The 25,392-nt window shown below is 62.1% G+C and carries 21 protein-coding genes; 6 read left to right on the top strand and 15 right to left on the bottom strand.

What is annotated here, in order from left to right; all coding sequences use genetic code 11:
- The 6 genes from ACILSQ_RS30325 to ACILSQ_RS30300 all read right to left on the bottom strand — a co-directional run.
- Positions 1-408: hypothetical protein (locus tag ACILSQ_RS30325; RefSeq protein WP_395747456.1), on the bottom strand; the 408-nt coding region annotated here is incomplete at its 3' end.
- Positions 409-474: 66 nt separating this feature from the next.
- Positions 475-1,797: a DUF1501 domain-containing protein gene (locus ACILSQ_RS30320; RefSeq protein WP_395747455.1), complete on the bottom strand. Its 1,323-nt coding sequence runs from the start codon at positions 1,795-1,797 to the stop codon at positions 475-477.
- 57 nt (positions 1,798-1,854) lie between these two features.
- Positions 1,855-4,347, bottom strand: coding sequence for a DUF1549 domain-containing protein (locus tag ACILSQ_RS30315; RefSeq protein WP_395747454.1), 2,493 nt, complete (start codon positions 4,345-4,347; stop codon positions 1,855-1,857).
- Between the two features lie 301 nt (positions 4,348-4,648).
- Positions 4,649-5,053 (bottom strand): GxxExxY protein, encoded by a 405-nt coding sequence (locus ACILSQ_RS30310; protein WP_395747453.1) that lies wholly within the window; start codon positions 5,051-5,053, stop codon positions 4,649-4,651.
- Entirely contained in the window at positions 5,050-7,242 is a 2,193-nt protein-coding gene (locus ACILSQ_RS30305; protein WP_395747452.1) for a sulfatase-like hydrolase/transferase, read from the bottom strand. Before ACILSQ_RS30305 ends, ACILSQ_RS30310 begins: the two co-directional genes overlap by 4 nt.
- A 297-nt stretch (positions 7,243-7,539) precedes the next feature.
- Positions 7,540-8,130, bottom strand: coding sequence for a L,D-transpeptidase (locus tag ACILSQ_RS30300; RefSeq protein ID WP_395747451.1), 591 nt, complete (start codon positions 8,128-8,130; stop codon positions 7,540-7,542).
- 440 nt (positions 8,131-8,570) lie between these two features.
- Here ACILSQ_RS30300 and ACILSQ_RS30295 point away from each other — a divergent pair, with 440 nt between their 5' ends.
- A complete protein-coding gene (locus ACILSQ_RS30295; RefSeq protein ID WP_395747450.1) occupies positions 8,571-8,828 on the top strand; it encodes a hypothetical protein in 258 nt (85 codons plus the stop codon).
- Positions 8,829-9,041: 213 nt separating this feature from the next.
- On the opposite strand, the gene ACILSQ_RS30290 is transcribed toward ACILSQ_RS30295, so the two are convergent.
- The 6 genes from ACILSQ_RS30290 to ACILSQ_RS30265 are packed head-to-tail and all read right to left on the bottom strand — an operon-like array spanning position 9,042 to position 16,154.
- On the bottom strand, positions 9,042-12,026 hold the full coding sequence (locus tag ACILSQ_RS30290) for an ATP-binding protein (protein ID WP_395747449.1): 2,985 nt from the start codon (positions 12,024-12,026) through the stop codon (positions 9,042-9,044).
- On the bottom strand, positions 12,023-12,502 hold the full coding sequence (locus ACILSQ_RS30285) for a response regulator (RefSeq protein WP_395747448.1): 480 nt from the start codon (positions 12,500-12,502) through the stop codon (positions 12,023-12,025). The genes ACILSQ_RS30290 and ACILSQ_RS30285 overlap by 4 nt, the downstream gene beginning before the upstream one ends.
- A gap of 39 nt (positions 12,503-12,541) precedes the next feature.
- Positions 12,542-14,716 carry a GspE/PulE family protein gene (locus ACILSQ_RS30280; protein WP_395747447.1) on the bottom strand — a complete coding sequence of 725 codons (2,175 nt, stop codon included), beginning with the start codon at positions 14,714-14,716 and terminating at the stop codon, positions 12,542-12,544.
- Between the two features lie 17 nt (positions 14,717-14,733).
- Positions 14,734-15,258 carry a type II secretion system protein gene (locus tag ACILSQ_RS30275; RefSeq protein ID WP_395747446.1) on the bottom strand — a complete coding sequence of 175 codons (525 nt, stop codon included), beginning with the start codon at positions 15,256-15,258 and terminating at the stop codon, positions 14,734-14,736.
- A 22-nt stretch (positions 15,259-15,280) separates the two neighbouring features.
- The gene (locus tag ACILSQ_RS30270; protein ID WP_395747445.1) at positions 15,281-15,688 is read right to left on the bottom strand and encodes a type IV pilin protein; all 408 of its coding nucleotides are present in this window, start codon (positions 15,686-15,688) and stop codon (positions 15,281-15,283) included.
- Between the two features lie 58 nt (positions 15,689-15,746).
- Positions 15,747-16,154 carry a hypothetical protein gene (locus ACILSQ_RS30265; protein WP_395747444.1) on the bottom strand — a complete coding sequence of 136 codons (408 nt, stop codon included), beginning with the start codon at positions 16,152-16,154 and terminating at the stop codon, positions 15,747-15,749.
- On the opposite strand from ACILSQ_RS30265, the gene ACILSQ_RS30260 reads away from it, so the two are divergent.
- The gene (locus tag ACILSQ_RS30260; protein ID WP_395747443.1) at positions 16,144-16,353 is read left to right on the top strand and encodes a hypothetical protein; all 210 of its coding nucleotides are present in this window, start codon (positions 16,144-16,146) and stop codon (positions 16,351-16,353) included. The genes ACILSQ_RS30265 and ACILSQ_RS30260 overlap by 11 nt on opposite strands.
- Here ACILSQ_RS30260 and ACILSQ_RS30255 read toward each other — a convergent pair.
- On the bottom strand, positions 16,350-16,745 hold the full coding sequence (locus tag ACILSQ_RS30255) for a prepilin-type N-terminal cleavage/methylation domain-containing protein (RefSeq protein WP_395747442.1): 396 nt from the start codon (positions 16,743-16,745) through the stop codon (positions 16,350-16,352). The genes ACILSQ_RS30260 and ACILSQ_RS30255 overlap by 4 nt on opposite strands.
- 545 nt (positions 16,746-17,290) lie before the next feature.
- Between ACILSQ_RS30255 and ACILSQ_RS30250 the strand changes: the two genes are divergently transcribed.
- From ACILSQ_RS30250 to ACILSQ_RS30240, 3 genes are all read left to right on the top strand, one after another.
- The gene (locus ACILSQ_RS30250; RefSeq protein ID WP_395747441.1) at positions 17,291-19,294 is read left to right on the top strand and encodes a phosphoethanolamine transferase; all 2,004 of its coding nucleotides are present in this window, start codon (positions 17,291-17,293) and stop codon (positions 19,292-19,294) included.
- Positions 19,295-19,441: 147 nt separating this feature from the next.
- Positions 19,442-20,578 (top strand): transposase, encoded by a 1,137-nt coding sequence (locus ACILSQ_RS30245; RefSeq protein ID WP_395747440.1) that lies wholly within the window; start codon positions 19,442-19,444, stop codon positions 20,576-20,578.
- Between the two features lie 155 nt (positions 20,579-20,733).
- Entirely contained in the window at positions 20,734-21,174 is a 441-nt protein-coding gene (locus tag ACILSQ_RS30240; RefSeq protein WP_395747439.1) for a rhodanese-like domain-containing protein, read from the top strand.
- A 64-nt stretch (positions 21,175-21,238) separates the two neighbouring features.
- On the opposite strand, the gene ACILSQ_RS30235 is transcribed toward ACILSQ_RS30240, so the two are convergent.
- Both ACILSQ_RS30235 and ACILSQ_RS30230 read right to left on the bottom strand, forming a co-directional pair.
- The gene (locus tag ACILSQ_RS30235) at positions 21,239-22,069 is read right to left on the bottom strand and encodes an IS1 family transposase (protein ID WP_395747438.1); all 831 of its coding nucleotides are present in this window, start codon (positions 22,067-22,069) and stop codon (positions 21,239-21,241) included.
- Between the two features lie 58 nt (positions 22,070-22,127).
- Positions 22,128-22,610, bottom strand: a complete 483-nt coding sequence (locus ACILSQ_RS30230) for a hypothetical protein (protein ID WP_395747437.1) — start codon at positions 22,608-22,610, stop codon at positions 22,128-22,130.
- 1,091 nt (positions 22,611-23,701) lie between these two features.
- Between ACILSQ_RS30230 and ACILSQ_RS30225 the strand changes: the two genes are divergently transcribed.
- Positions 23,702-25,327 (top strand): phosphoethanolamine transferase, encoded by a 1,626-nt coding sequence (locus tag ACILSQ_RS30225; protein WP_395747436.1) that lies wholly within the window; start codon positions 23,702-23,704, stop codon positions 25,325-25,327.
- Positions 25,328-25,392: the final 65 nt, after the last annotated feature.

Genomic DNA, 25,392 nt, shown 5'->3' with positions numbered 1-25,392 from the left:
GGACTCACCTGGGTCCGTCACGACCGCGGGCTTTGTCGCGGCAGTCCCGCGGCCCGGCGTGTTCCGCACGCCTCCCCGGTGGGCTGCTGGGGCCATCTCAGGCTCCGTTGCTGCGACTCCTGGCTCCATCGACATGACAGAGGTGGTCTTCTCTTCTCTCTTCGGGCCTTCGCAGCGTAGAGTGGCTGCTACTATGCTTTCTGCTGACTTCTGGGTTCCCTTCCCGCCGCCTCTCGGCAGCGGTAGCTCTTCTTGGAGCAGGCTCCCAGATCTCCCCGGGTATGACACACTCACCTCCACGCTCATCACCGCCTCATTTACAACACGACTCTCCGGGCAAGAATCGGACTTCAGCGATATTTGCCGCCTTGTCTCCATCGTGGTGCCTTGTATGAGGTTCTTGTTCATCGGTGTAGCGTTTTGCTTCTGACTTCCTTCGGACCCAGCCTCGCGGCTGACGCCCCTGTCTTTCGGCTAGCACTTCCCCTTGCCGGGTGTGCGGCGGACTTGAACCGCCAAGTGAGTGCGCCCTGCCGGGCGCACAAACAAGGGGCTGTAGATCACCTGGTCCAGCGGCAGGCCCAGCGCGTAGGCGATGGAGGCGTTGAAGTCCATGATCTTCACCTTGTCTTCCACCACCTCACGGCCTTCCTTGTCGGTCTTGCCGTAGGTGTAGCCGCCCTTCACGCCGCCGCCAAACATGACGCCGGAGAAAGCCTTCGGATAGTGGTCACGGCCCGCGTTCTGGTTGATGTCCGGCGTGCGGCCGAACTCAGAGGTCAGAACGATCAGCGTTTCTTCCAGCAGCCCGCGGTTGTGCAGGTCGGAGATCAGCGTCGCCAGGCCCTTGTCCAGGGTTTCGCAGCGGTCAGGCACGGCCACAAAGTTGGCGTTGTGCGTGTCCCAGCCGCCGAGGGAGACTTCCACGAAGCGCACACCGCGCTCCACCAGACGGCGGGCCAGAAGGCAACCCTGGCCGAAAGCCTCCTTGCCGTAGGCCGCGCGCAGGTCGCCCGGCTCCTGGCTCAGGTCAAAGGCCTTCAGGTCTTCAGACTTCATCATCGCGATGGCGTCGTCATACATGTCGGCATAGGCCTTCACATTGCGGTGCGGGAAGGTGGCGCGGAAGTCCTTGTCCAGCTCGTCCGCCAGCTTCATGCGCGCCTGGAATTTCTCCTCCGGGCTGCCGTTCTTGATGTTCTTCAGCCCGTTCTCCGGATTGCTCACAAACAGCGGCGCCTGCGCGGCGGGGAAGAAGCCCGCGCCGGGGTGGCGGCTGTCATTGCCGATGAACACAAAGTTTGGCAGGGTGCTGTTGCCGCCGCCTTGGAAGACATTCAGCCACGCGCCCATCGCGGGATGCCGGATCGTTCCGCGCATCTCATAGCTCGTGTGCATCATGTAGTTCCCCTGCTCGTGCGCGCCCTGCGTGGAGGTCAGCGAGTTGATCACCGTGCCGTGGTGCATCTGCTGCGCCGTCAGCGGCAGGTACTCGGAGATGCGCACGCCATCCGCGCTCGTCTTGATCGGCTTCGTCGGGCCCGCCGTCTCCACGCCTTCCTTCGGATCCCAGGTGTCCATGTGCGACTGGCCGCCGCTCATGTACAAATAGATCACGTTCTTCGCCGTCGCAGCCTGCTTCAGCTTTGAGGACCCCTCAAACGCGGCGAAGGATTTGCTGGTGAGCGAGTGGCCGAGCAGCCCCACTCCCAGGAGGGAGCTGGCGGTTTTGGCGGCGAAATCACGCCGGGTGATTTCACCCGAGCGGACGAGTTTGCTGGCGAGTTCCTGTTTCATGGGAGGTGCGCGTGTGTTGTTGGGTTTGTCCTGTCGTGTCGAGTCTTGCTGAATGTCTTACTGAATGAAAATGAACTGCTGCGTGTTCAGCAGGCTGAACACCAGGTCCTCCATGCTCGTCAGGCCGCCGTCCTGCGCCTTCAGCCACACCGCCTTCTCGGCAGCCGTGGGCTTGCGGGACAGCAGCGTCATGTAGATGGCGTCCACCTTCTCATCCGGATACGGCGCCTTTCTCACGGTGAGCATGAGCTGGCTGTAGGGGTTCGTGATCTGCGGCAGCAGGCTGCCGTTCATCATCGCCAGCGCCTGCGGCACGCTCGCGTCATTGTTCGCGTTCTCGATCGTCTCGCGGTCGCTCTGGCCGAACTCGCGCAGGTAGTGGCCGCGCGGGGCCGGGCTCTCCAGCTCCGCGGCACGCAGCGTGTCACGGCTCACGCTCGCACGCTTGGCGATGTAGGCCTTGCGCTCCTTCTCGTCCTTGATGCCAAAGAAGTCCGCCTCCTCCGCATAGGCGTCGTGGATCTTCTGCGCCACCGCCTTCTGCTCCTCCTTCGTCAGCTCCTTGCGGTCATAGCCGGGGATGATCACCTTTTCCACCTTCGCGCCGCTCGCCGTCATCATCATCATCATTTCACCGCCGCCGCTCATCATTGCCGGCGCGGAGTCGCCGCCGCCGTTCTTCGTCAGCGACACCGTCTGGTACGGCTTGCCCGTCACCTTCTCATACAGCTTCTTCTGCCCGGGGTTGATCACCTCGGCATACGTCACGCGGCGCCCTTCGTTCTGAATGCGGTTCACCTCCGTGCGGATCGCGTCCGCCTTCTTCTTCAGCTCGTCCGCCTTCGCCATCGCCGCCACCTTGGCGGGGCCTTCCGGCAGCGCCTCGGCCTCTTCCTTCGCCGCCTTCATGGCCGTCCGGGCTTCGGCAAACAGCTTCTGCTGCGCATCCGTGCGCTCGCGGTTCTTGCTGTAGATGTTCGCCGCCTTCTTCAGCCCTTCCAGCGCCTCTTCGGGAGAGAGGGCCTCCACCCCGTCTGCGATCTTCTTCGCCTGCAGGATGCGCTGCTCCATCGCATCGCGGTTTGTCTGGCTGATCATGTCCGGGCTCGGATTGATCAGCGTCACAAACGAGTCCCACATCTGCTCCGCGCTCATCCGGCGCAGCAGCGGCCCCGTGAAGTGGTACACCGTGCCCGGCGCATGCTCCTCGCGCGTCACCTGCGCCTGGTAGGCCTTCGTGTTGTACAGCACGCGCAGCACCCCCTTCATGTCATACTTCATGTCCACCACCAGCTTCTCCAGGCTCTTCTCCATCTCCGGAATCATCGGCACCGTGGTGTCCATCAGCTCGTCCAGCGGCTCGATCAGCGCCAGCCCAAACACCCGCTTCCACAGCCGGTTCGCGATCACCGTGGTGAAGCGCGGATTTTCCGGGCTCGTCATCCAGCGCGCATACGCCTGCAGCGGCGTCTCGCCGTTCTGCGTGATGCACTCATGCCCCATCATCGTGCCCGGCTCCACCAGGGACTTCGGCTTCGCGTCGCTGTACTGGTAGTCATGCGGCAGCGCCGGCTTGCGGTCCCGCGTGCTCACGGAGGTGTAGCGCAGGTTGTCGCGCACATCCTGCATCGCCTCCTGGTAGCCGCGCTGCTCCTTGCGCAGCTTCTGCCGCGCCTCCTCGCGCTTCTTGTTCACTTCCTTCATTTCCGCCTCATACTTCTTGTACTCGGCCAGGTAGTTGTTCTGCAGCTTCTCCCGCTCCTCCTTCGCCATCTTGCCGTTGATGTTCGGCCGCTGCGGCTTCTGCGGCTCCTTGATCGCCGCGCGGATCTCGTTCTCCTTCTCGCGCAGCAGGTCGCTCACCCCGCTCATCGTGTCGCCGCCGTAGTCCTGCGTCTGCACCCCGTAGGTGAAGGCCGCCATCTTGAAAAACTGCATCTGCGTCCACTTGTCAAAGGGGTGGTTGTGGCACTGCGCGCACTCGATGCGCGTCCCCAGAAACACCCGCACCGTGTTCGCCATGTTGTCCAGCGGCATCCCGCGGTCGCGCATGTAGTAGCCTATCGCCCCGTTGTCCCACGCCTTCCCCTGCGCCGCCACCATCTCCCGCACAAATTCATCATACGGCTGGTTTTTGCGCAGGCTGTCCTTCACAAAGTTCGCATACGCCGCGCCGGTGATGGCGCCGGTCTGCTGCCCGTTGCTCGTCACCCGCAGCACATCCGCCCAATAGTTGAAAAAGTGCTGCACATACGCCTCGGAAGCCAGCAGCTTGTCGATCAGCTTCGCCCGCTTGTTCGCGTCCTTGGAGTTCAGAAACTCCTCCGTCTCACGCGTCGTCGGGATGCGCCCGATGACGTCCAGGTAGATGCGCCGCACAAAGGTGGCGTCATCCGTTTGCGGGTTTCCCTTGAGCTTGTTGGCCGCCCAGTCCTTGGCCAGCACCGCATCGATCTGCTTGGCGGCCGCGGCCGTCTCCACCTGGCCCGCCGCCTGGGCGGAAGACAGGGAAACCAGGGCAAAAAATGGAAGAGTGAGGAGTTTCTTCATGATCGAACAAACGTGCCAGAAGCACAACTTTTTCACATTCGTTCACAATCCTTGCATAATGCCTACGGCTGATTCGGGCATCATCCATCCCCTCCGGGCCTACGGTTCCCGTCCCCGCCTCGCACCTTCCCGCCCCCCTTTCCTCCCCCCCGCGGGCCCGCCAACTCCGCCAGGGAAAATGAGTTTCGCGGATCGCTATATATAACGGGCGGTCCAAATCTCGCTCCATTCCCTTGCCCCACAGTCACTGCCCTTGCCAAAAACCAGCCCCCTTTCCTCCCGGCATCGCCACATCACAGCATCACCGCCCCCTCTCCCCGCCCTCCCCCTTCCTCTTCACCATCACCTGGTGAATCCCCTTCCGCAGCGTGGTGACATTGAAGTTCACCATCAGCCCCGTCTCAAACCGCCCCAGCCTCACCTTCGCCTCCAGCTCCTGCTGCTCCAGCCGCGTGATCTCCTCCTGCGCCCGCACCAGCAGCAGCACCGACTCACCGATCACAAAGTCCAGCCGCGTCGCCGTCGTCACGCGCCGCCCATGGTACTCAAACTCCAGCGCCACCTGCCGTTTGAAATCAAACTCAAGCTCCCGCAGCTCGATCGCCAGGCACTCTTCATACGCATCCCGCGTCAGGCCCGCGCCCAGCGCTCGGTGCACGTTCATGCACGCGCCTATCACCAGATGCGGCAGATCAGCGGCGTTCATGGGGCCGTCGGTTGCAGCGCATCCTCTCCCAGGATGCCGTAGATCTCCGTCGTCGTGCTCTGCTTGTGCGTGGTCAGCCACTCGTCCATCGCCGCAGACAGCCGCGCCTTCACCTCCGGGTGCCGCGCCTTCACATCATGCTCGCAGTGCGGGTCCGCCCGCACATCAAACAGCCGCTCGATGGAGTGCTTCACCCCCGGCGTCCGGATGTATTTGAAGCGCTCCGTCCGCACGCAGTGCTCCTTCGTCTTCAGCACCGCATCCTGAAATTTGTCCTTCAGCACAAAGTGGAAGTCGAAGTCCGGATCGATGAACGTCGTCTCATCCATCGGCGGGATGAAAAGCGGCTCCTCCCCCGGAATCGTCCGGCGGAAAAACAGGTAGCTCGTCTCGCCAAAGTAGGCCAGCCCCAGGCTCTTCTTCTCCCCGCGGATCACCGGCGCCAGACTCGTCCCCTCAAAGCGCGGCTGCGCCGGCGCACCCACCAGCTCCACCAGCGTCGGCGCAAAGTCCAGCGTCCGCACCAGCTCCGCATGCCGCTGCGGCTTCTCCAGCCCCGGCACATGCAGGATCGCCGGCACATGGTTCGCCTGGTCACCGCCATTAAAAGTCGTGCCATGCCCAAAGGTGCAGTTTGGCTCAAACAAGTCGTCCCCATGGTCTCCCGTGATCAGGATGATCGTGTCCTCCATCAGCCCCTGCTTCTCCAGCTCCGCCACCACCCGCCCCACCGAATCATCAAACATCCGCACACAGCCGTCATACAGCGCCGTGATCTGCGCCACCTCCGCGGGCGGCAGCTTGCTCCACTTCTCATTGATGTCCGTCCCGCCGATGAACTCGTCCACATTCAGCGCCAGCTCATGCTTGTGCGGCCCGTCATACTTCGGATCCGTCCACAGCCTCGCATAATGCGTCGGCGTCTTGTACGGCAGGTGCGTGCAGGAGTAGTAGCCAAACAGCAGAAACGGCTGCCGGTCCCCCGCCCGCTGCCGGATCCGGTCGATCACCTGGTCCGTCACCACCTCCGGCGTCATGTAGTTCGCGAACGACTTCAGCTTCGGAAACAGCATGTGCCCCACCCGGTTGTCAAAAAACAGCGGCAGGATCTGGTGATGCAGAAACACCACCTCGCTCATGTACACCCGGAAGTTGTCAAAGTCCGAAACGATCACGTTCTTGAAGCCCATCGGCAGCTCATTGAACCCGCACGCGCACCAGTCGCCGATCACCGCCGTGTCATAGCCCTCCCTCTGCAGCTCCGCCCCCAGCGACGGCGCCTCCCGGTTCGCCCGGTTCACCATCTCACGGCTCGGAAACATGTGCCGCACCCCATGCGTGTGCGGATACTGCGAAGAATACATGCTCGTCAGCGACTCCAGCGTCGAGGCGATCGGCGTCAGGCACTTCTCAAAGTTCACCCCCTTCGCCGCGAGGCGGTCGATGTTTGGAGACGTCATGCGGTGGTAGCCGTTGCATGACAGATGATCCGCCCGCAGCGAGTCCGAGCCCAGAATCACAATGTTCTTCGGCCGCTTTCTCCCGCCCGCCAGCTCCCCCGCATCCGGCACACGGCTCACCCCGTAGCCGCTCACCACAAACAGCCCCAGCAGCCCCGCCACCGCCGCGCAGCTAAACAGCAGCGGCCGCGCCGCCCGCGTGAACCACCGCCGCAGCTCAAACAGATAAAACCCCGCCGCCGCCACCAGCGCCGCCACTGGAAACACCCGCGTGATCAGCCCGTGCACCGCGTCCTGCACCCCCGTGCCGCACACCCGTCCCAGCGCATCATACCACCCCAGCAGGTAGCTGTAGTCGCCGAAGTATGGCTTCTCCAGCATCAGCTTGAAAATGAAAAACCCGTACAGCAGCCCCGCAAACACCAGCGTGCGCCACACCACGCCCCAGCGCGCAAACACCCGCACCTTCCCCCACAGCCGCACCAGCGGGTAGATCAGCACCACGTACCCCGCCGCCACCAGCAGGTAGCCCTTCAGCACCACCAGATTGCTCCATACCAGGTACCACCAGTGATGCTGCAGCGCCACCTCCGAGAACCGGTTGTTAAACCCATACGAGTTCGCCGCAAAACTCAGGATCGCGCTCAGGTACCACGCCAGCAGCGTCCCGAACACGGTCAGCGCGACAATTTTCAAAATATGGCGTCGTTTCAGGGAAGGAGGCGGCATGCGGATGGGGAAATCACCTTACACAGCTACCCGCGCCTCTCCACCACTATCTCTCGCCCCCTCATCCTCCCCTCTCCGCAGGATCGGCACTTCAAAAATCAAAAATCCTTGTTCATCAATCGTCAATCACGCCCACCCAGGATCCCCAGAAGCTAGCAGACTCACGACCAACAACTCATCCACTATTGACTTTGACTTCTGCAATCCTCCCTCCCCGCCAAATCCAGCATCCAGCATCCAGCATCCAGCATCCAGCATCCAGCATCCAGCATCCAGCATCCAGCATCCAGCCCCCCCTCACTCCGGCAGCTTATCCGGCGCCGGCAGCTTCCCCGCCACCACATCCACCCGCGTCCCCGCCTTCAGCCACTGGCACAGCGCGATGATGTCCGCCGACCCCATGCGGATGCACCCATACGACGCCGGCGTCTTCAGCTTCCACTCCTCCGGCGTACCGTGAATGTAGATCGCCCGCTCCAGCGTCCACGCATTGTGCCGCTCCAGCCCGCGCAGCCGCACCACACGCGTCACGATCGGGTCCCGCCCCGGCGCATTCACCGGCACGATCTCCCCCGTATGCTGCCGCGCCTTCAGTCGCGCCCCCACCGGCAGCCCCTGTCCCACGATTTCCACCACCTCCAGCCGCCCCAGCGGCGTCAGGTACGTCCCCCGCTTTCCCCCCGTGCCAAACCTCGAAGTGCTCACCCGGAACATCCGCCTCGGCTTCCCCCCCTCAAACGTCACCATCATCTGCTCCGCCACGCTGATCACCACCCGCTGCGCCGCCGGCCCAGTCGGTTGCGGCACCACCGCCACAGCCGCCGCCGTCGGCCGCCTCCCATGCCCGCACGCCGCCAGCCCCAGCACAAGCCCAGGCACCAGCCCCATCCGGCAGAGCCTCGCCACAAGATCTGTCCCTCTCGCACTCATTCCGCATTTTCAGCGTTCAGTCCCCCTGCGGCAGCCGCAGCCCCGTCGTCCGCTCATTCGGATAATAATGCTCGCGATGCGAACGCGAATGCCCCGGCGGATCCACCACCCGCCAGATGTCATCCATTTTCGTCCGCGTTTCAGCACACCCCGCAAACAGGCATGCTCCCGCGAGAATCAAGCAGCGCATCGCATTCATGTCCCCTCATACTCAGAGAGATGCCCCCACCCTTCAAGCCCCGCTTCATCCCCCATCCCCTCCCTCCCCCATCCCCCACACACTCCTCCCCCCACGCCACCCCTCCCCCACCCCCTCCCCCTCCTACCCTAGTCCCACGCGCCACTCCGTCCCCCATCTCCCCATTCCCCCACCAAAAAAGCATCACCACCATAATCGAATGAAAATCAACATCTCAAGCGCCAAATACACCTTCCAATATCCTCCACAAACCACTCCAACCTCAAATAATGCCTGGCATTATGTACAAGCAGCTCCCGCCACCCTCACCCAGCTAAAAAATGCCTGGCAAGAATGGCATTATACTTTCACTCCCACCCCCAGAGTCCCCCACGATCGCCTAGTTATCACCACCCCAGTTCCCTCCCCAAAAACCCACCGCCGCCCCGCCCCAAAACGCGCGCACGCGCCAAAATAAAACTGCCTCCCCCACCCTCCAACAACTCCGCACCCCCACCTAACACTCTGAATTTCAGCAGCCTGACCGGCATCCCCCTCTCACAACCCGCCGCTCATGCGACTAAATGCCTGGCATTATTTAACGCCCCCACCCCATCGCGCCCCGAGCCTCAAACGCCTCGTTCTCTCCTCCTTCTGCTCCCCAGCCCTCCGATCCCCCATCCGCCGCCCCTCAAAAACTCATCGGCACCTGCGACGCCTCCACCGAAAGCGCCGGCGGGATCACGCGCCGGAAGTCATCCAGCGAGACCGGCTTCGTCAAAAACGCATTCATCCCGCACTCCCGGCACTCCTCCTTCACTCCCGTGAGGGCATGGCCCGTCATGGCAATGATCGCCGGCTGGTGCTTCAGTTGGAAATTCCCCCGGATGCGCCGCGTCGCCTCCACTCCGCCCATCACCGGCATCTGCAGGTCCATGAAGACAATGTCATAGCCACCCTGCGCCACCATGCTCACCGCCTCCTCGCCGTTGTTGGCAATGTCCATCCGCACATACCCCAGCCGTTGCAGCAGCATCGTCGCGATCTTCTGGTTCAGCGGCTGGTCCTCCACCAGCAAAATGTGCGCCGGATTCTGGCTCGCAAAGTTGTCCGCCTCGGCCTTCGCCGCCTTCGCGATCGCCCGGTTCGTCGCATGAGACACGTGAATGTCATGCCCCCCCGCCGCGGCGCGCGCAGCCCCTGAGTCAGACATCGGCGGCGGTGCCGGCGTCTCCAGCACGGAGGGAGATTCGAAGGTCGATACCATCGGTGGTACCATCGCCTGCATCGTCGCCATCGGCTGTATCATCGCCTGCCCCTGCCCCTGGGCCGGCGGCTGCACGTTCACCACCATCACCTGCGGTTGCGGTTGCGGTTGCGATTGCGGCTGGGCCTGCGCCAAAGGCTGCGCCGGCGTCATCGCCTGCGGTTGCAGTGGCGATTGCATTTGCGGCTGCGCCATCGGTTGCGGCTGCGGCTGCGGTTGCATTCCTTGGAAATACGCAGGCTGCTGCTGCTGTTGCACCGGCGTGGTGATCGGCCGCAGCACCGGCCCCGGCACCGCCGCCACAGGCGTCGTCGCGGGCCGTCCCGCAGGCGCTGGCGCCGCCGGCGTCACGATGGGGCTCAAAATCACCCGTCGCGGCATGCGGTACAGCTCCGCCATCGCCCGCAGCAGCTCGCGCCGTTTGATCGGCTTGGAAAGCCGCGTGTGCCGGCTCCCCGGCGGCGGGCTGAACTTCTCACGGTCCAGCTTCGCGCTCGTGATCGACATGATCGTGATGATCGCCGTCCCGCGCATCGCCGCCGCGTTCAGCATCACCACCGCCTCCTCATGCCGCAGCCCGGACACATCCAGGATGAACAGCCCCGCTTCCTCGATCACCGCATCCAGCTCCGTCAGAGACCGGTCGCGCAGCAGCCGCACGGTCATCCCCCACTGCATCAGCGGCTGGTTCAGCACCTGCAGCGTCGTCGGGTGCGCGCTGTACACCGCCACCGGCCGCCCCTTCACCACATCCATCCACGCCAGCTCTTCGTCACGGCTTTCGTCATCCGGCGCCACCACCAGCGGCAGTTCAAAGAAAAAGTCAGATCCCTTCCCCTCCTCGCTCACCACGCTGATCTCTCCTTCCATCATCTTCACCAGCTTCTTGCAGATCGCCAGCCCCAGGCCTGTGCCGCCGTACTTCCGCGTCGTCGAGGTGTCCGCCTGGTTGAAGGCCTGAAACAACTGCCCGATCTTTTCCGGCGGAATCCCGATCCCCGTGTCCCTCACCGAGAAATGCAGCAGCGTCTTGTCACCCTGCGGCGTCTGCCGCGAGACCTGCCGCACCAGCATGAGGATCTCCCCCTTCTCCGTAAACTTGATCGCATTCCCCACCAGGTTCACCAGGATCTGTTTGATCCGCTGGAAGTCTCCCAGAATCTTCCGCGGCAGCGCCGTGTCGATGTGCACATTCAGCTCGATGTTCTTCTCCGCCGCCTTGTGCGAAAACACATCCGTCGTCTCTCCCAGCAGTTTCTCGATGTCCACCGGCAGCTTCTCCATGTCCATCTTCGCGGACTCCAGCTTGGAAAAGTCCAGGATGTCATTGATCACATGCAGCAGTGATTCACCGCTGCTCCGGATCATGCGGATCAGCTCTTCCTGCTCCGGGTCCAGCCCCATCTCGATCAGCAGGCTCGTCGTGCCGATGATCCCGTTCATCGGCGTACGGATCTCATGGCTCATGTTCGCCAGAAAGCTCCCCTTCGCCGCGGTCGCCGTCTCCGCCTGCCGCTTCGCCGCCTCATACTCCACCAGCAGCGTGTGCTTCCTCTGGTCCTCCTCCTGCACGTGGGAGATCATCGTGTTAAACTCCTCCTGCACCAGGTCCAGGTCATCGCTCCCGCTCGCCGGCACCCGCACATTCAGGTTTCCGGACCTCATCGCCCGGAAGGCGTTGATCAGCGCATGCGTCTTCTTCGTGATCCGCCGCCCGATGACATAAAAGCTTAGTACCGCCAGCGCCAGCCCCGCGCACGCGCCCAGGATCGGCACCGTCAGCCTCTGCGAGTTGAAAAGATGCCGCAGTTGCACCAGCGGCTGCCGCGCGATGAACGCCCCCGCCACATGCCCGCTGCGCGAGTACAGCGGCGCCGCGCTGATCAGCCAGTGGTCATCTCCGTTGATCTCCAGGTTCCGGCTGTCGCTCGTGTCATCCATCACCAGCGTGCTCCCCGCCATCACCCGGTAGATCAGGTTGTCCATGTGCGCCGGAGACGGCTCCTCCACCACGCAGTTCTGGCACACAGGGATGATCGCGATCGGCGGCGACTTCGCCATCGGCGGCGCTCCGCCTCCCGTCGTCTGCCGCGGCGCCACCACCTCCACCTGCAGCCCCAGGTTCTGCAGCGCCGGCGGGATGTCCACCGTCTGCAGCCTCATCCGCATCCGCGTTTCATTCTCCCAGTTCAGCGGCGCCACTCCCGTCAGCTCCCCTTCGCTCAGCGCCTGCCGGTTCAGCTCCATCTGCCCCGCCAGCGCCACCGCGCCCAGGTACGAGCTCTGCACAAACCGCAGCGTGATGAACTCCTGCCACATGAAGCCGGCCGCCGTCGCACCCGCGCCCACCAGCACGGCAAACATTCCCAGCAGCGTGAAGCGGTTGGCGATCTGGAAGTGAAACTTCATGATGCCATGCCGGGTTTAAGGGCCGAGTACCCCGGCTCTGCAGCGTCGCTCTCCTGCACCATCGCCCGTCTCACCGCCAGGCACAGGCTCTCCAGGTTGAAGGGCTTGTGCAGCACATCCACAAAGCCGATCGCCTGGCACAGGTCCTTCACATCTTCCTGGAAGTAGCCGCTGCACGCGATCACCGGCAGCCGCGGGTCGCAGGCCCTCAGCCACTCCAGCACCTCAAAGCCCGAGGCCCCTCCCGGCATCGTCAGGTCCAGGATCGCCGCCGTAAAGCGCTGCCCCTCCTCCATGCCCTTTCTCACCAGCTCCAGCGCCTCCTCCCCGCTGCGGCACGCCACCGCCTCAAATCCATGCGCCTCCAGCACGGCCTTCCCCACCGCCAGCACGTGGGGTTCGTCATCAATGATCAGCACTCGCGCGATCGCTCGCGCGGCAAAATCACGGGGCAGAAGCTGCGTTGTAAGAGACATGGTGTTGGAAGTGTTGGTAGTTTGAAAATTTTCCCCGCCTCACATGGCGGTGTAGCTGAGACATTTGATTTCATCGAGCGATGTGTGCCCGCCGATGACCTGCTGCAGGCCTTCCTGGTAGAGGGAGCGGAAGCCGTTCTTAAATGCCGCCGCGCGCATCGCGCTCAGCGGCGCTCCTTCCTCCACCAGGTCCCGCAGTTCGTGGTTCACCTCGCACAGCTCCATCAGCGCCACCCGGCCCGCATAGCCCGTCCCGTGGCACTCGTCGCATCCCCTCGCGGTGTAGATCGGCGTCGTGATCGGCTGCGTGATCACCGCCTGCTTCGCCAGCAGCTCCTGCACATCCTGCGGCGCCTGCATCGGCTGCTTGCAGTACGTGCACAGCCTCCGCGCCAGCCGCTGCGCCTGGCTCAGCGCCAGAGAGTCCGCCAGCAGGTATTTCTCCACCCCCATCGACAGCAGTCGCGACACCGCGCGCAGCGAGTCATTCGCGTGCAGCGTCGTCAGCACCAGGTGGCCCGTCAGCGAGGCGTTCACCGCCGCGCCCGCCGTCTCCGCATCACGCGACTCACCGATCAGGATGATGTCCGGGTCAGCGCGCAGCAGGGCGCGCAGTCCGTTCGCAAAGTCCAGCCCCCGCGCGTTGTTCGTCTGCGTCTGGTTGATCCCCTCGATCTCGTATTCGATCGGGTCCTCAATCGTCTGGATGTTCACGCTCTCGTCGTTCACGCTGTTCAGCAGCGCATACAGCGTCGTCGTTTTACCGGAGCCCGTCGGCCCCGTCACCAGCACCAGGCCCTGGTCACGCTGCATCGTGCGTGTGAGGATGTCGATCTGCCGCTGCGAAAGATTGAAGTCTGAAAGCCGCTTCACCCCGTCCTGCTTGTCCAGGAAACGCATGATCACCTTCTGGAACTCACGCCGCGTCGGCACCGCCGCCACACGAACATCCACCCGCCGCCGCCCGATCGAAAGCGCCATGCGCCCGTCCTGGCACTCCTGCCTGTTCTGGCTCATCCCCGCGTAGTTCTTCAGCAGCGCCACGTAACGGTTCAGCTGGCTCTCCGGCGCCGTCATGATCGTCTTCATCGTCCCGTCCATGCGCGCGCGGAACCGCGTGAAGCTGTAAAACTTCTCCAGGTGCAAGTCAGAGGCACGGCAGCGGATCGCCGTAAACAGCGCCCACTGCACCAGCTGCTCCGGCTCATGGTTCGGATTCTGCGGATTCACCCGCGCCATGTCCTCCGGCGAGATTTCGACAACGCTCGCATCGTCCGCCACCGAAAGCGTGGCTCCCTCCACGGAGGCCACCGCGCTCGGGTCAAACGTCGCCCCCGCGCGGTTGATCGCGTCTCGGATGCTCGCCAGGTCCGCCAGCACCGGCACGATCTTCACCGAGGGGTTCCCCATCGACAGCCACTCGTCTTCAAACGCATAGCAGTCGCTGCTCTCGCTCAGCAGAAACACCACCTGCTTGCCGATGTACAGCGGGTACACATTGTGCCGCTCCAGCAGCGGGATCGGGAAAAACGTCTGCCGCGGCGCCTCCGTCGCGCTGTACACCAGCGTCCGGCATCCGCTCACCAGGTGCTGCAGCGCTATGCCCATGTTCCGCTGCACCACGTTGAAATGCGTGATCGTCAGCGTCTCCGCCTTGCCCTTCTGCGCCTCGTAAAACCCCTTCAGCTTCGTGATCTCCGCCGGCTCGTACGGGTAGTGCTCCAGCAGCCACTGAAAGGTCCCGTCCAGCCCCACGTCCGCAAACACCTGCGGCTGCAGTTGCTCCATCGCGTTTGACTGCGAGATCGGCATCTGCCCAAACCTCTGCACCAGGTCCTTCCGCGTGTTCTGGTACTGCTCCTGCGTGATCAGCACCCGGATCGTCAGAAAGTGCGGCACGCCCCACAGGTCTCCCGCACGCGGGTTGTGGTGCGCCATCACCAGCAGCGGCCCGATCGTCGTCACCGGCAGCCACGGGTCCGCCACATACGGCACCCGCCCCAGCTTCCGGATCAGCCGCTCCGCATCCGGAGAGCAGCTCTCCCGCAGCAGCGTCACCGGCAGCATCCCATGCTGCAGCGCCAGACCCTCGATCGACTGAATCGCCAGGATCGCCGTCTGCCTCGCCTCAACTATCGTGTTTGGCGGATTACTCGCAGCACCAAAGGATTTTGGCGCTGGCGGGTTCGTTGGGATCTGGAGGGTGGCGGCCATGGTTTTGCTTTGCAGGATCAGCGTCCCGCCATTTGGAAGTTCGGCGGGAAAACAAATGCCGTCGTGAAGTCCGAGCCTTCGAAATTCATCAGCATCCCCGTGCCGCTCTGCCCCGGTTTGAGCAGTTCATACAGTTTCCCCTTCCAGCGCAGGCGGTACTCGCCCACGTCGCTGGATGAAATCGGATTGTACCTCGGGTCCACAAACGGAGACCCCGGCTGCGCACGGTTGATGTTGGGATCCCGGTATTGCAGCGTCCTCAGCACCACCAGCTCATCCGCCGTGGACCCGTCCATCGGCGTGAAGATCATCTCATAGTTCTGCTGCGCAAACCGGTACAGCCCCTGGTTCAGCATCTCCTGCCGCGCCGCCGCCGCCGCATCCTTCGACCCGCTCATAAACTGCCCGAACGACTGCACCACGATCCCCGCCAGCACCCCCAGGATGCAGATCACCATCACCATCTCAGACATGGAAAAGCCGCCCTCCCTGCCTGGGGGCAGAAAGGCGGTGAGTCTTCCTCGATGGATTGCGGTGGTCATTGCCGGATTGGCGTGTCAGCAGTCAGTAGTAGATGACTCCCGTCGGGCTCGTCAGCCCGACCTTCGTCATGGATGTGATGGATGGCGGAAAAGTCACCGTGTAGCCGGACGGCACGTACGCGCTCAGCGACGTCTCCGCGAAGCTCAGGTAGGGCCGCAACAGCGCGTATTTTGAATCTGAAGAAGACGCCGCCGCCCAGTCCAGCGCCGCCTGCGTGCGCCCCCGCACCTGGATGAAGCTCGCCTGCGCCAGGTTGAGCGACTCCGCCCGTGCGATCGCCAGGTTCCTCTCGCTGTCACCGCGCATCCGCGTCACAGACGGGATCGCCATGAAGGCGATGATCCCGATGATCGACACACACGCCATCATCTCCACCAGCGAAAAGCCGCGGCGCAGAAAAAGAAATGCCTGGTGGGACCCTGTGTGCATCGGAAAGCTCAGTTCAGTTCAGTAGGAAGGGGCTGGGAAAAAAAAGGGCGGACCCGCGTCATTCATTGACCAGGTCCACATGGGGAAAATCTCCGGTCTGCCAGTCAGGCAGCGTCAGGTACTGCTGCGCATTATCCAGCGCCGCGGTTTGAAGTTGGTTCGCATTCGTCGTGTAGTCCGCAAAGTGGTCCGCCGTCGTCTGGTCTAGAAACCCCGCCCGCAGGCTCGGGTCCGGAGAGGAGGCGTTGGGTATCAGCAGGTTGAAGCGGGACAGGCTCGTCGGCAGCGCATTGTAGGTCGTGCGCACGCTTTCCAGGCTTCGGAACTGCGCCGTGCTTCCCACCCTCATCTGCGCCATCACCCAGGCCGTCAACGCACTCTGCACTGACGCCTGCTGCTGCCGCGCCAGCACCCGGTGTGCATCACGCGACGCATTCGAGATCGCCGCCACCACGATGGACGACATGATCCCGATGATGGCGATCGTAAAAATCGCCTCAACAAAGCTGAATCCTGACCTTCCCTGCTTGCGAATTGTCATCTTCATAACCAGCGCCTTGTTTCCTCTCGAAAAAAAACCGCCGGGGAGTCACCTCCCCGGCGGACGTGAATCGTCCGAAACTGAGTTCAATCCCCAGCGCCGGGCGCGTCAGCACCAGTATTAGTAGGTGCCCGGATCGTACTTCACCTGCTTGTTGCCGTCGTCCCAGGTCAGGTAGCTGGCCACCTTGGATTCTTCCGTGTCGTTGATCGGGCCGGAGGTGAACAGCTTGCCGGAGAAGGCGCCCGTGGTAGGCGTCACACCCGTCTGAGCCTTGGCCAGCAGCGTGGAGGTCGTCCAGCCGGTGGTGTCCACGCCAGCGGCGATCGCGGCGTTGAGCACGGAGGAGACCGTCTGCGCGTTGCGCTTGGCGGCGGCGTCACGGGCGCTGTCGTTCAGGTTGCCGATGTTCGGAATCGCGATCGCGGCGATGATGCCGATGATGGCGATGACGACGAGCATTTCCACAAGGCTGAAGCCAGCTTTGCGGGAGGTGTTGAGCTTGATGTTTTTCATAGTGTGTTGTGTGTTTGGCTGTTGGTGTTTGCTTCGGGTTGATCAGCTTGTGGAAACCGTTCAACCTCGAATTATGGAAATTGTAGTTTGTTCTGAAAATATATTCAATGACTTTTTTCATAAATTTTACAATTTCAGCATTTTATCTTCGTAAAAACCATCTTCTCCACCTTTCCTGCGGCTCTTTTTTTCGGTTCAAAAAGATCTCTTCAGCCCCTCTTCCCCTCTTACGCCGCACCTTTATTCCCCCGCAGCGCCACCCTTCACACCCTCATCATAGACCCCACCGCCCGCCATCTCCCCCCAGCTCCCCCGAAACGACATCCAGCATCCAGCATCCAGCATCCAGCATCCAGCATCCAGCATCCAGCATCCAGCATCTAGCATCTAGCATCCAGCATCCAGCATCTAGCATCCAGCATCCAGCATCTAGCATCTAGCATCCAGCATCTAGCATCTAGCATCCAGCATCCAGCATCCAGCAACCAGCACCCTCCACCAAATCCAATTTGCCCACCTTCATATTATGGTATTTATTAAATAATATGAATTTTAAACACCTCTTCAAAAACCGCCTCCTCCCGGAAGCCGCCCGAGACTACCGCATCTGGATCTCCATCTTCCTCGCGGTCAATTTGATCAATCTCCCCAATCTCATCGCCTGCTTCATCCCCACCCTTGCCTGGGTCTCCGTCAAGCTCTGGCTCTTCAGCATCGCCCTCACCCTCCTCGCCTGTGCCCTCGGCCTCCGCGTCCGCCTCATGCTCTGGCTCGCGCTTCCCCTGCTCCTCCTCGTCCCCGGCTGCCTCGCCTGCCTCGTCTCCATTCAAAACCTCCCCACCACCTTCCTCTTCCTCGCCCTGCTGGAGACCAATCAGGCCGAGCTCGCCGCCCTTCAGGCCCAGGTCATTTGCAGCGCCCTCGGCACCCTCCTCCTCCTCGCCCTCTACACCTGGTTCGTCAAAAACCGCGTCCCCGCCTCCTTCCGTCTCGGCCCCGCCGCCCGCACCCTCGTCTTCGCCACTCTCCTGCTCCCCCCGCTCTCAGACCTCCTCTCCCAGGGCCGCACCGTCAGCCTCGCTGGCATCCAGCAGCGCTGCCTCTCCACCTTCCCCTGCTCCACCTTTTACGGGGCCTTCGAAGCCTTCGATCTCCGCGCCCGCGTCCAGAACCGCCAGGAAATCCTCCAAAACCTCGCCATCACCCAGGCCCCGGAATTCCGCGAGGATCAGCAGCGCCAGGTCCACATGCTCGTCATCGGCGAAAGCGCCACCAAAAGCTGCTTCAGCCTCTACGGTTACGAGCGCGAGACCACCCCCCTCCTCGATCGCACCCCCGGCCTCCTCCCCTTCCGCGACGTCACCAGCACCGCCACCATCACCCTCCTCGCCGTCCCCTCCCTCATCACCGCCGCCCCTCCCGGCAAAGTCCTCGAAGCCACCCGCCAGGCCAGCCTCCTCACCGCCTATAAGAAAGCCGGCTTCCGCATCTACTGGCTCTCCGCCCAGAGAAAGCACGGCACCTTTGACACCCTCACCTCCATCTTCTCCGCGGACGCCGACGAATCCGTCTTCAAAGGCGGCAAGTTCGACGTCGACGGCGTCGGCGCCTACGAAGGCGCCACAGACATCAGTCTCCTCCCCCTCGTCCGCGGCGTCCTTCAGCGCCAGGAGCCCAAGGTCCTCTTCGTCCTCCACACCATCGGCAGCCACGGCCCCTACCCCTCCCGCTACCCCGCCAAGATGACCCGCTTCCCCGCCGAAAAGCAGGCCGTCATGGACGCCCTCCTCCGCATCGCCTCCGGCACCGTCACCGATCCCCAGGACTACGCCCTCGCCCAGAACTCCTATGACAACACCATCTGCGCCACCGACTTCCTCCTCGCCAACCTCATCAACGACCTCCGCCAGCTCAAAGCCTCCTCCTGGCTCTGCTACGTCTCCGACCACGGCGAAAACACCTCCAAAGCCCTCCTCGGCAAATTCATGCACGGCATGATCAGCCGTCAGGTCGTCGAGATCCCCATGCTCATGTGGGTTTCCCCTCAGTATGAGCAGACCCACCCCGCCAAAGTCGCCGCCCTGAAAACCCACCTCAACACCCCCTTCAGCGCCTCCTGCACCTTCCACACCCTCCTCGACATGGCCGGCCTCACCTGCCCCGGCTTCAATCCCCAATGGAGCCCCGCCTCCCCCCACTTCGCCCCCGGCCCCCGCCTCGTCTGCGACCCCCGCGGCATCCTAACCAACTACGACCAAAAATTCCCCCCCTCGCCCACCACCACCTCCACCACCTCCACCACCTCCACCACCTCCACCACCTCCACCACCTCCTCCTCGCCCCCGCCACCTCCACCTCCACCTCCACCTCCACCTCCTCCTCGTCCACCCCCACCACCTCCCCCTCGTCCACCAACACCACCTCCCCCTCGTCCACCAACACCTCCACCCCCACCACCTCCTCCTCGTCCACCAACACCACCACCTCCTCGTCCCCCACTTCCCCCACCCCCATCCCACCCCCGCCCCCCGCCAACCCAAAGCCAATAATCGCCACCACCCCCACCCACCCTGACTGACCGCCACACATCCCTCAAACCCGCCCCCTCCCTTCGCACCAGCCCCGCCGCAGCTCCCTTAAACAATGCCAGGCATTTAGTTGTTGCTGTTCCCCCGTTCCCCTCCACAATCCACCCCATGAATCCCGCCCAACCCTCTCATCCCCAGCATCCCCCGCTCGAAGAGCAGCTCGTCGGCGTCAACGCCAAAACCGGCCTCTACCCCGCCGCGCGTTCCTGGTCCGGCGGCAGGCATCGCATCCTCGGCAAAGGTCCCCTCGAATCCTACTGCTACCACGTCATGTCCCGCACCTGCGGCGGCGAGGTGCATTTCGACGACGTCGAAAAAGAAGCCCTCCGCCGCGTCATCTGGCGCATGGCTGAATTCTCCGGCATCAAAGTCGTGACCTACTGCATCATGGGCAATCACTTCCACCTTCTCGCCGAGGTCCCCCATCGCCAGACCTGGCTCCAGCGCTTCGACGGCCCTCACGGCGAAACAAAACTCTTCGATCACCTCTCCACCCTCTACAGCCGCGCCTACCTCGGCCTCCTCCGCGACGAACTCTCCGATCTCCGCTCCCGCGGCCTGACCATCCTCGCCACCCAGCGCATCGAAGCCATCAAAAAACGCTTCTGCGATCTCTCCCTCTTCGTCAAAGAAATCAAAGAACGCTTCAGCCGCTGGTACAACAAACGCCACTCCCGCCGCGGCACCCTCTGGATGGACCGCTTCAAAAGCGTCCTCGTCGAAGGCAAAGGCGAGCCCCTGCGCACCATGGCCGCCTACATCGATCTCAACCCCGTCCGCGCCGGCCTCGTCAAAGACCCCAAGGACTACCGCTGGTGCGGCTACGCGGAGGCCTTGAGCGGCAGCCGCAGAGCCCAGCGCGGTCTCTGCAAAGCCCTCGGCAAACCCGTGGACGGTTGGAAGAGCGCCGGCGCCGCGGAAGCCTACCGCTGCCTGCTCCACGATGAAGGCCGCGAAGTGCGCGATGCCCAAAACGAAAACGTCCTCCGCCCCGGCATCACCCCCGCCTCCGCCCGCGCCGTCCTCGCCGCCAAAGGCACACTCACTCCCGCCGAGCTGATCCGCCTGCGCGTCCGCTACTTCACCGATGGCCTCGTCCTCGGCAGCAAGGCCTTCGTCGAAGACATCTTCACCACCCAGCGCGATCACTTCGGCCCCCGCCGCAAACACGGCGCCAAACGCATCCCGCAGTCCTCTTCTCCCTTCTACTCCCTCCGCCAGCTCCGCCTCCGCCCCCTGTCATAAATCCTCTCGTCTCAATCCCCGCGCCCATCTCACCGAGCCTTCCGCTCATCAATCCTCCCGCCCCCAGCGCCTCGCCCCCTCCCTCCCTTGCGACACCCGAGCCCCACGACTTCCGCTCGCCAACTCGCCTCAGTGACGCCACATTTCCGCCTCACATGACCTCCCACCTCATGCCCGCGCTCCTCACCCTCGCGCTGCTCGCCACCTCGGCCCTCACAGCGGAGCCCCCCGGCAGCCCCATCCTGCCGCCCGCCACGGTCGTCCCCCCGGAAGTGCACGAGATCTCCCCCGAGCAAGTCACCCGCCAGCTCGTTGACCACCCGGACACCGTCATCATCGACGTCCGCACCGAGGACGAGCGCCACACCCGAGGCTACATCCTCAATTCCCTCCACCACGACTACTTCCACGGCCAGCAGACCCTCGATGCCCTCGCCAAGCTCGACAAATCCAAGCCCTGCATCGTCCACTGCGCCATCGGCGGCCGCGCCCAGCTCATTGCCATTGAAATGCACAAGCTCGGCTTCAAAAACCTCCTCCTCCTCAAAGGCGGCTTCAACGCCTGGACCGCCTCCGGCCAGGCCATCGCCCGCTGAAGCCCTGGGTTTCTCCAGACGTGCGACACCTGGGGCCGTAGGTCGTTTGGGTAGTGGTATAGTTTCATTTGTCGCCCAAGAGAGCGATAATTCCCTCTAGACTCCAGACGTGATCTGACAGGCCAGCGGCCATGGAAGGAGTCACGCGAAGGCTCTGATGGATGCGGGCGAAGTTGTAGTGCATGTAGTGCAGGCTGATTGCCGCCATGTGGTTCTCGATCTTTTTGGAAAACGCATTCGTGAGGCGGGTAAAGCGGCGCATGCTCATCCGCATGGTGAGGTTCTGGCGTTCAATGTAGGACGTGGAGACGAGGGACTTGTCAGGCGCACCAGTGATGGACACTTTTTTGATGCCCGTGCATTCAGCGGGGCTGTAACGGCCCGCTGGCGTATTCGGGGCGTTGCCGTATTGCTTCACCAACATGGCATAATCAATTTCACGTCCAAAGGCGTCCTCTACGGCAGTCAAGTAGGCGCGGTGTCCGTCCGTGGTAAGCTGGACGCGATGAGCAAGGCGTGAGGCAAGGTCATTCATGAACTCGGCAGCGGAGTCAGCATCGCGGGAACCGACCAGCCAAGCGCAAACCAGCTTGCTCTCGGCGTCCATACCTACCCAAGTCCAGCAATCACCCTGCCCTTCGATCTCCTTTGCTACGGTGGCGTTCTTTTCTTTGCAGCCCACGAAGCTCCAGATTTCATCGCATTGAACCACTTTGGCGTTCAGCTTGCGCAGAGTCACGTCCTGAAAGGCTTGGCATGCCGCGCCGAGGTCATTCAGCAGCTTCATGACCGTGGTGCGATGAACGCCCGTCATGCGGGTTGTGGCGCAAAGGGAGTTTCCTTCAACTAGGCATGCAACCACTCGGCGGCGTTCTTCGGTGCTCAGCTTGTTCATGGCTGAACATTGCAATATACTGCTTTAACGGTCAAGCATAAGGTACACTTTGAATGGCTTAGCTTAAGGGGTCAACTTCCGCCAAGGCATAAACGTTTGGCTGTCCACCCATTCCCTTTTCCACAAGCTTCCAGTCCTCTTCCCGGGAGATTTGGGAGATTAAGGCGCTCAGACTGCTCATATTAATTTCGCGAGATGGGTCCACACCACGAATGTAAGAGACAATTCCAGGGGCGGTTATCCGGGTGCGGATTGTTGAAGCGGCATCACGCACAAGATCACTCAGCGTTTTGGTTTTGAACTGCGTTGGTTTGGCCCGATAGCGAGACAGAAGGTCAGCGGCGGTAGAGTTGGACACCATTGGTTTGACCGGTTCGGTTACGGCGATGGGGCCAGTGGGGACATCTGCTGGAACCCCTTCCGCCTTCAGGGCGCGAAGAACGCCAAGGGTTTCATTTAGCAGGGTGGCGAGCGTTTTATATTGCCCCCAATACTGATTCTTCATGCTGTCCGCAGAGAGGACTTCAATGGTGTTAGACATAAACGTTGCAATTTGAAAATTAACAGTGAAAATGTGCCCGTGGTGGGACTCGAACCCACAATCCGCGAAGAGGGCGTTTTAAAGACGCCTGTGTTTACCGGTTTCACCACACGAGCATTGAAAGGTGCCTTCGGCCCCTGTGTCAGTTCCTTTGCCTTCTAAACTTGGGCTGACACAGGGGATTTCTAAAGCGCGCTAGTGCTAGGCTAAGCCATCATCGCTGCGCTATCGTCCTTCTGATGGAACGTATCATGCCGATTCCCTCAACCCTTGCAAGCGGAACTTGGGGGCCTTAACCTTTTTTCTTGGACCACCGTTTAGCCGCCGCCCTTTGGGCAACCTCTTTGCGTTTCTCAGGCGTCATGCTCTCCGCTCTCGCCTTGCCTCCCTTGAGGCCCCCTAGGCGACCCAGCTCAACCGCCGCCGCATTCTTCTCCGGTCTTACCTCAGGTGGCAATTCCCCCGTGCTCATCTGGACGATGAAGGCGGCTAGCTGGCTCGGATCGCGGGGGCGTTTTGGATTTTTGGCCATTCCCCAGCATACCAGACCGCTCAAGCATGTGCAACCGGGCCAATTTTCAAACTATACCATTACCGTCGTTCGTGTTTGGCGTCGAAAGTGCTTCATAATTCACCGCCCCCTCTGCCAAACCGCCCGACTGCGAGGACTTTGGCGCGCCCCAGCACTTGCATGCGCGCAAAAGCGCCTCCTCGTCCCCACTCGCAGACCTTCTGACTAACTACGCCTCAAATCTCCGGCCATTCCTTTGCCAAGAAATTCCTTTGCCAAAAAACAGCGCCCCTTTCGCCACTGGCCTCCGTCGTTAATCCCGGTTCCACAATCCATCCGCTTGGAGTTCGGCTGCTCCCTACCGCCAACATTCATTTGATAACATTAACTTTATGTGAATATTATAAAATATATGGATATTGATAATAAAAGCGGACTGAGCCACCCCTCACTTGCAGACCGGCGTGCGTGGTTCGCGGTGTTTTTAGCGGTCAATTTGATCAATCTTCCCAACCTGATCGCCGCTTTGGTGCCCGCTTTTAGCTGGCCTGTTCTGAAGTTATGGTTCGTTGGTCTCGCTTTGCCCCTCCTGCCCTGCGTCTTTGGGCTGCGCGTTCGTCTCATGCTCTGGCTGGCATCTCCATTTGTCCTGCTGGTACCGGCCTGCCTCATCTCCCTGTACGCCCTTCTCAGTCTGCCCAGCACCTTTTTGCTGCTGGCGTTGATCGAATCCAACCAGGCTGAGCTGTCTGTCTTTCAGGCGTACATCATCTATGCCGCGGCAGGCACCCTGCTTCTGGCCGCCTTGTACGTCTGGGTTCTGCGCAAACGTGTGCCTGCGGACCTGCGCCTTGGGCCTGTGGGCCGGTGTCTGATTCTCGCCTCACTGCTTGTGACACCTGCCGGTGACTTTCTCCAGGGGGGGCGCTCACACTGCATCGCGCAGATCGAGATGAGCCTCATGAACACGTTTCCATACTCCACTCTGTGCTGTGCTCATGAGGCCTTCGACCTGCGCTCCCGGGTTCAGGATCGCAAAAACCTCGCAGACCACCTGCCCATCACCCAGGAGCCGGCCTTTCTGAACGAATCTCACCGTCAGGTTCACATGCTCGTCATCGGAGAAAGCGCCACCAAGAGCTGCTTCGGACTCTATGGCTACGAACGCCCCACGACTCCTCTCCTGGAGAAAACCCCCGGCCTTCTGCGCTTCAGCGACGTCTCCTGCACGGCCACCATGACTCTCATGGCTGTCCCGGCCATTCTCACCGCCACACCGCCCGGCCGGGTGCTCGAAGCCACACGCCAGGCCAGCATCATCTCAGCCTACAAGAAGGCGGGGTTTCGCATCTACTGGCTCTCCGCTCAGAAAAAGCATGGCACCTTTGACACCCTCACCTCTCTTTTCTCCGCAGAAGCCGACGAAGCCGTCTTTCTGGGCGGAAAATTCGATGCGGTTGGAAAAGGGGCTTATCGCGCCGCCCATGACGCCGATCTGCTGCCGCTTGTACACGACATCCTCCACCGAAATGAGCCCAAGGTGCTCGTGGTGCTTCATACCATCGGCAGCCATGGCCCCTACCCTGCGCGCTACCCTCCCGACATGGCCCGCTTCCCGGCGGACAACAAGGCCGTCAGAGACACCATGCTGCGCCTGCTCAGCGGACTGGAGACATCTCCAGAGGACCTCCAGATCGTGCAGAACTCCTATGACAACACCATCTGCGCCACGGATGTCCTCCTTGATGCTCTCATCAACGAGCTGAAACAATCCCAGGCCTCCTCTTGGCTGTGCTATCTCTCAGACCATGGTGAAAACACCTCCAAATCAATCTTCGGCAAATTCATGCACGGCACCGTGAGCCCGCAGGTCGTGGAAGTTCCCATGCTGATGTGGCTCTCTCCGCTCTACACGCAGGCACACCCTGAAAAGGTCAGTTCTTTGGAAACCAATCACACCACACCTTTCAGCGCCTCCTGCACCTTCCACACCCTTCTCGACATGGGCGGCTTGTCATGCCCGGGCTTTAAGAAGGACTGGAGCGCGGCCTCCGCCCAATTCACCCCCGGAGCACGCATCGTCTGCAGCCCCCGTGGAGTCATGGTTGACTACGACAAGCAGTTCCCCGCCCGGAGAGAGGCGGCCCGCTCCCTGCCACCGCAGTCGCCGGAAACCACCCCGCAGCTCGTGACTGGCGGAGAATAGGCCTCCCGCCTCCCTCTGCTTCCCCTCTTCCCGGAGGACACGCCTCCGGCCTGTCAGCAGAGCGG

Source organism: Prosthecobacter sp. (assembly GCF_044227185.1).
Classification (GTDB): domain Bacteria; phylum Verrucomicrobiota; class Verrucomicrobiia; order Verrucomicrobiales; family Verrucomicrobiaceae; genus Prosthecobacter.
This window is presented reverse-complemented; position numbering and strand designations above follow the sequence as displayed.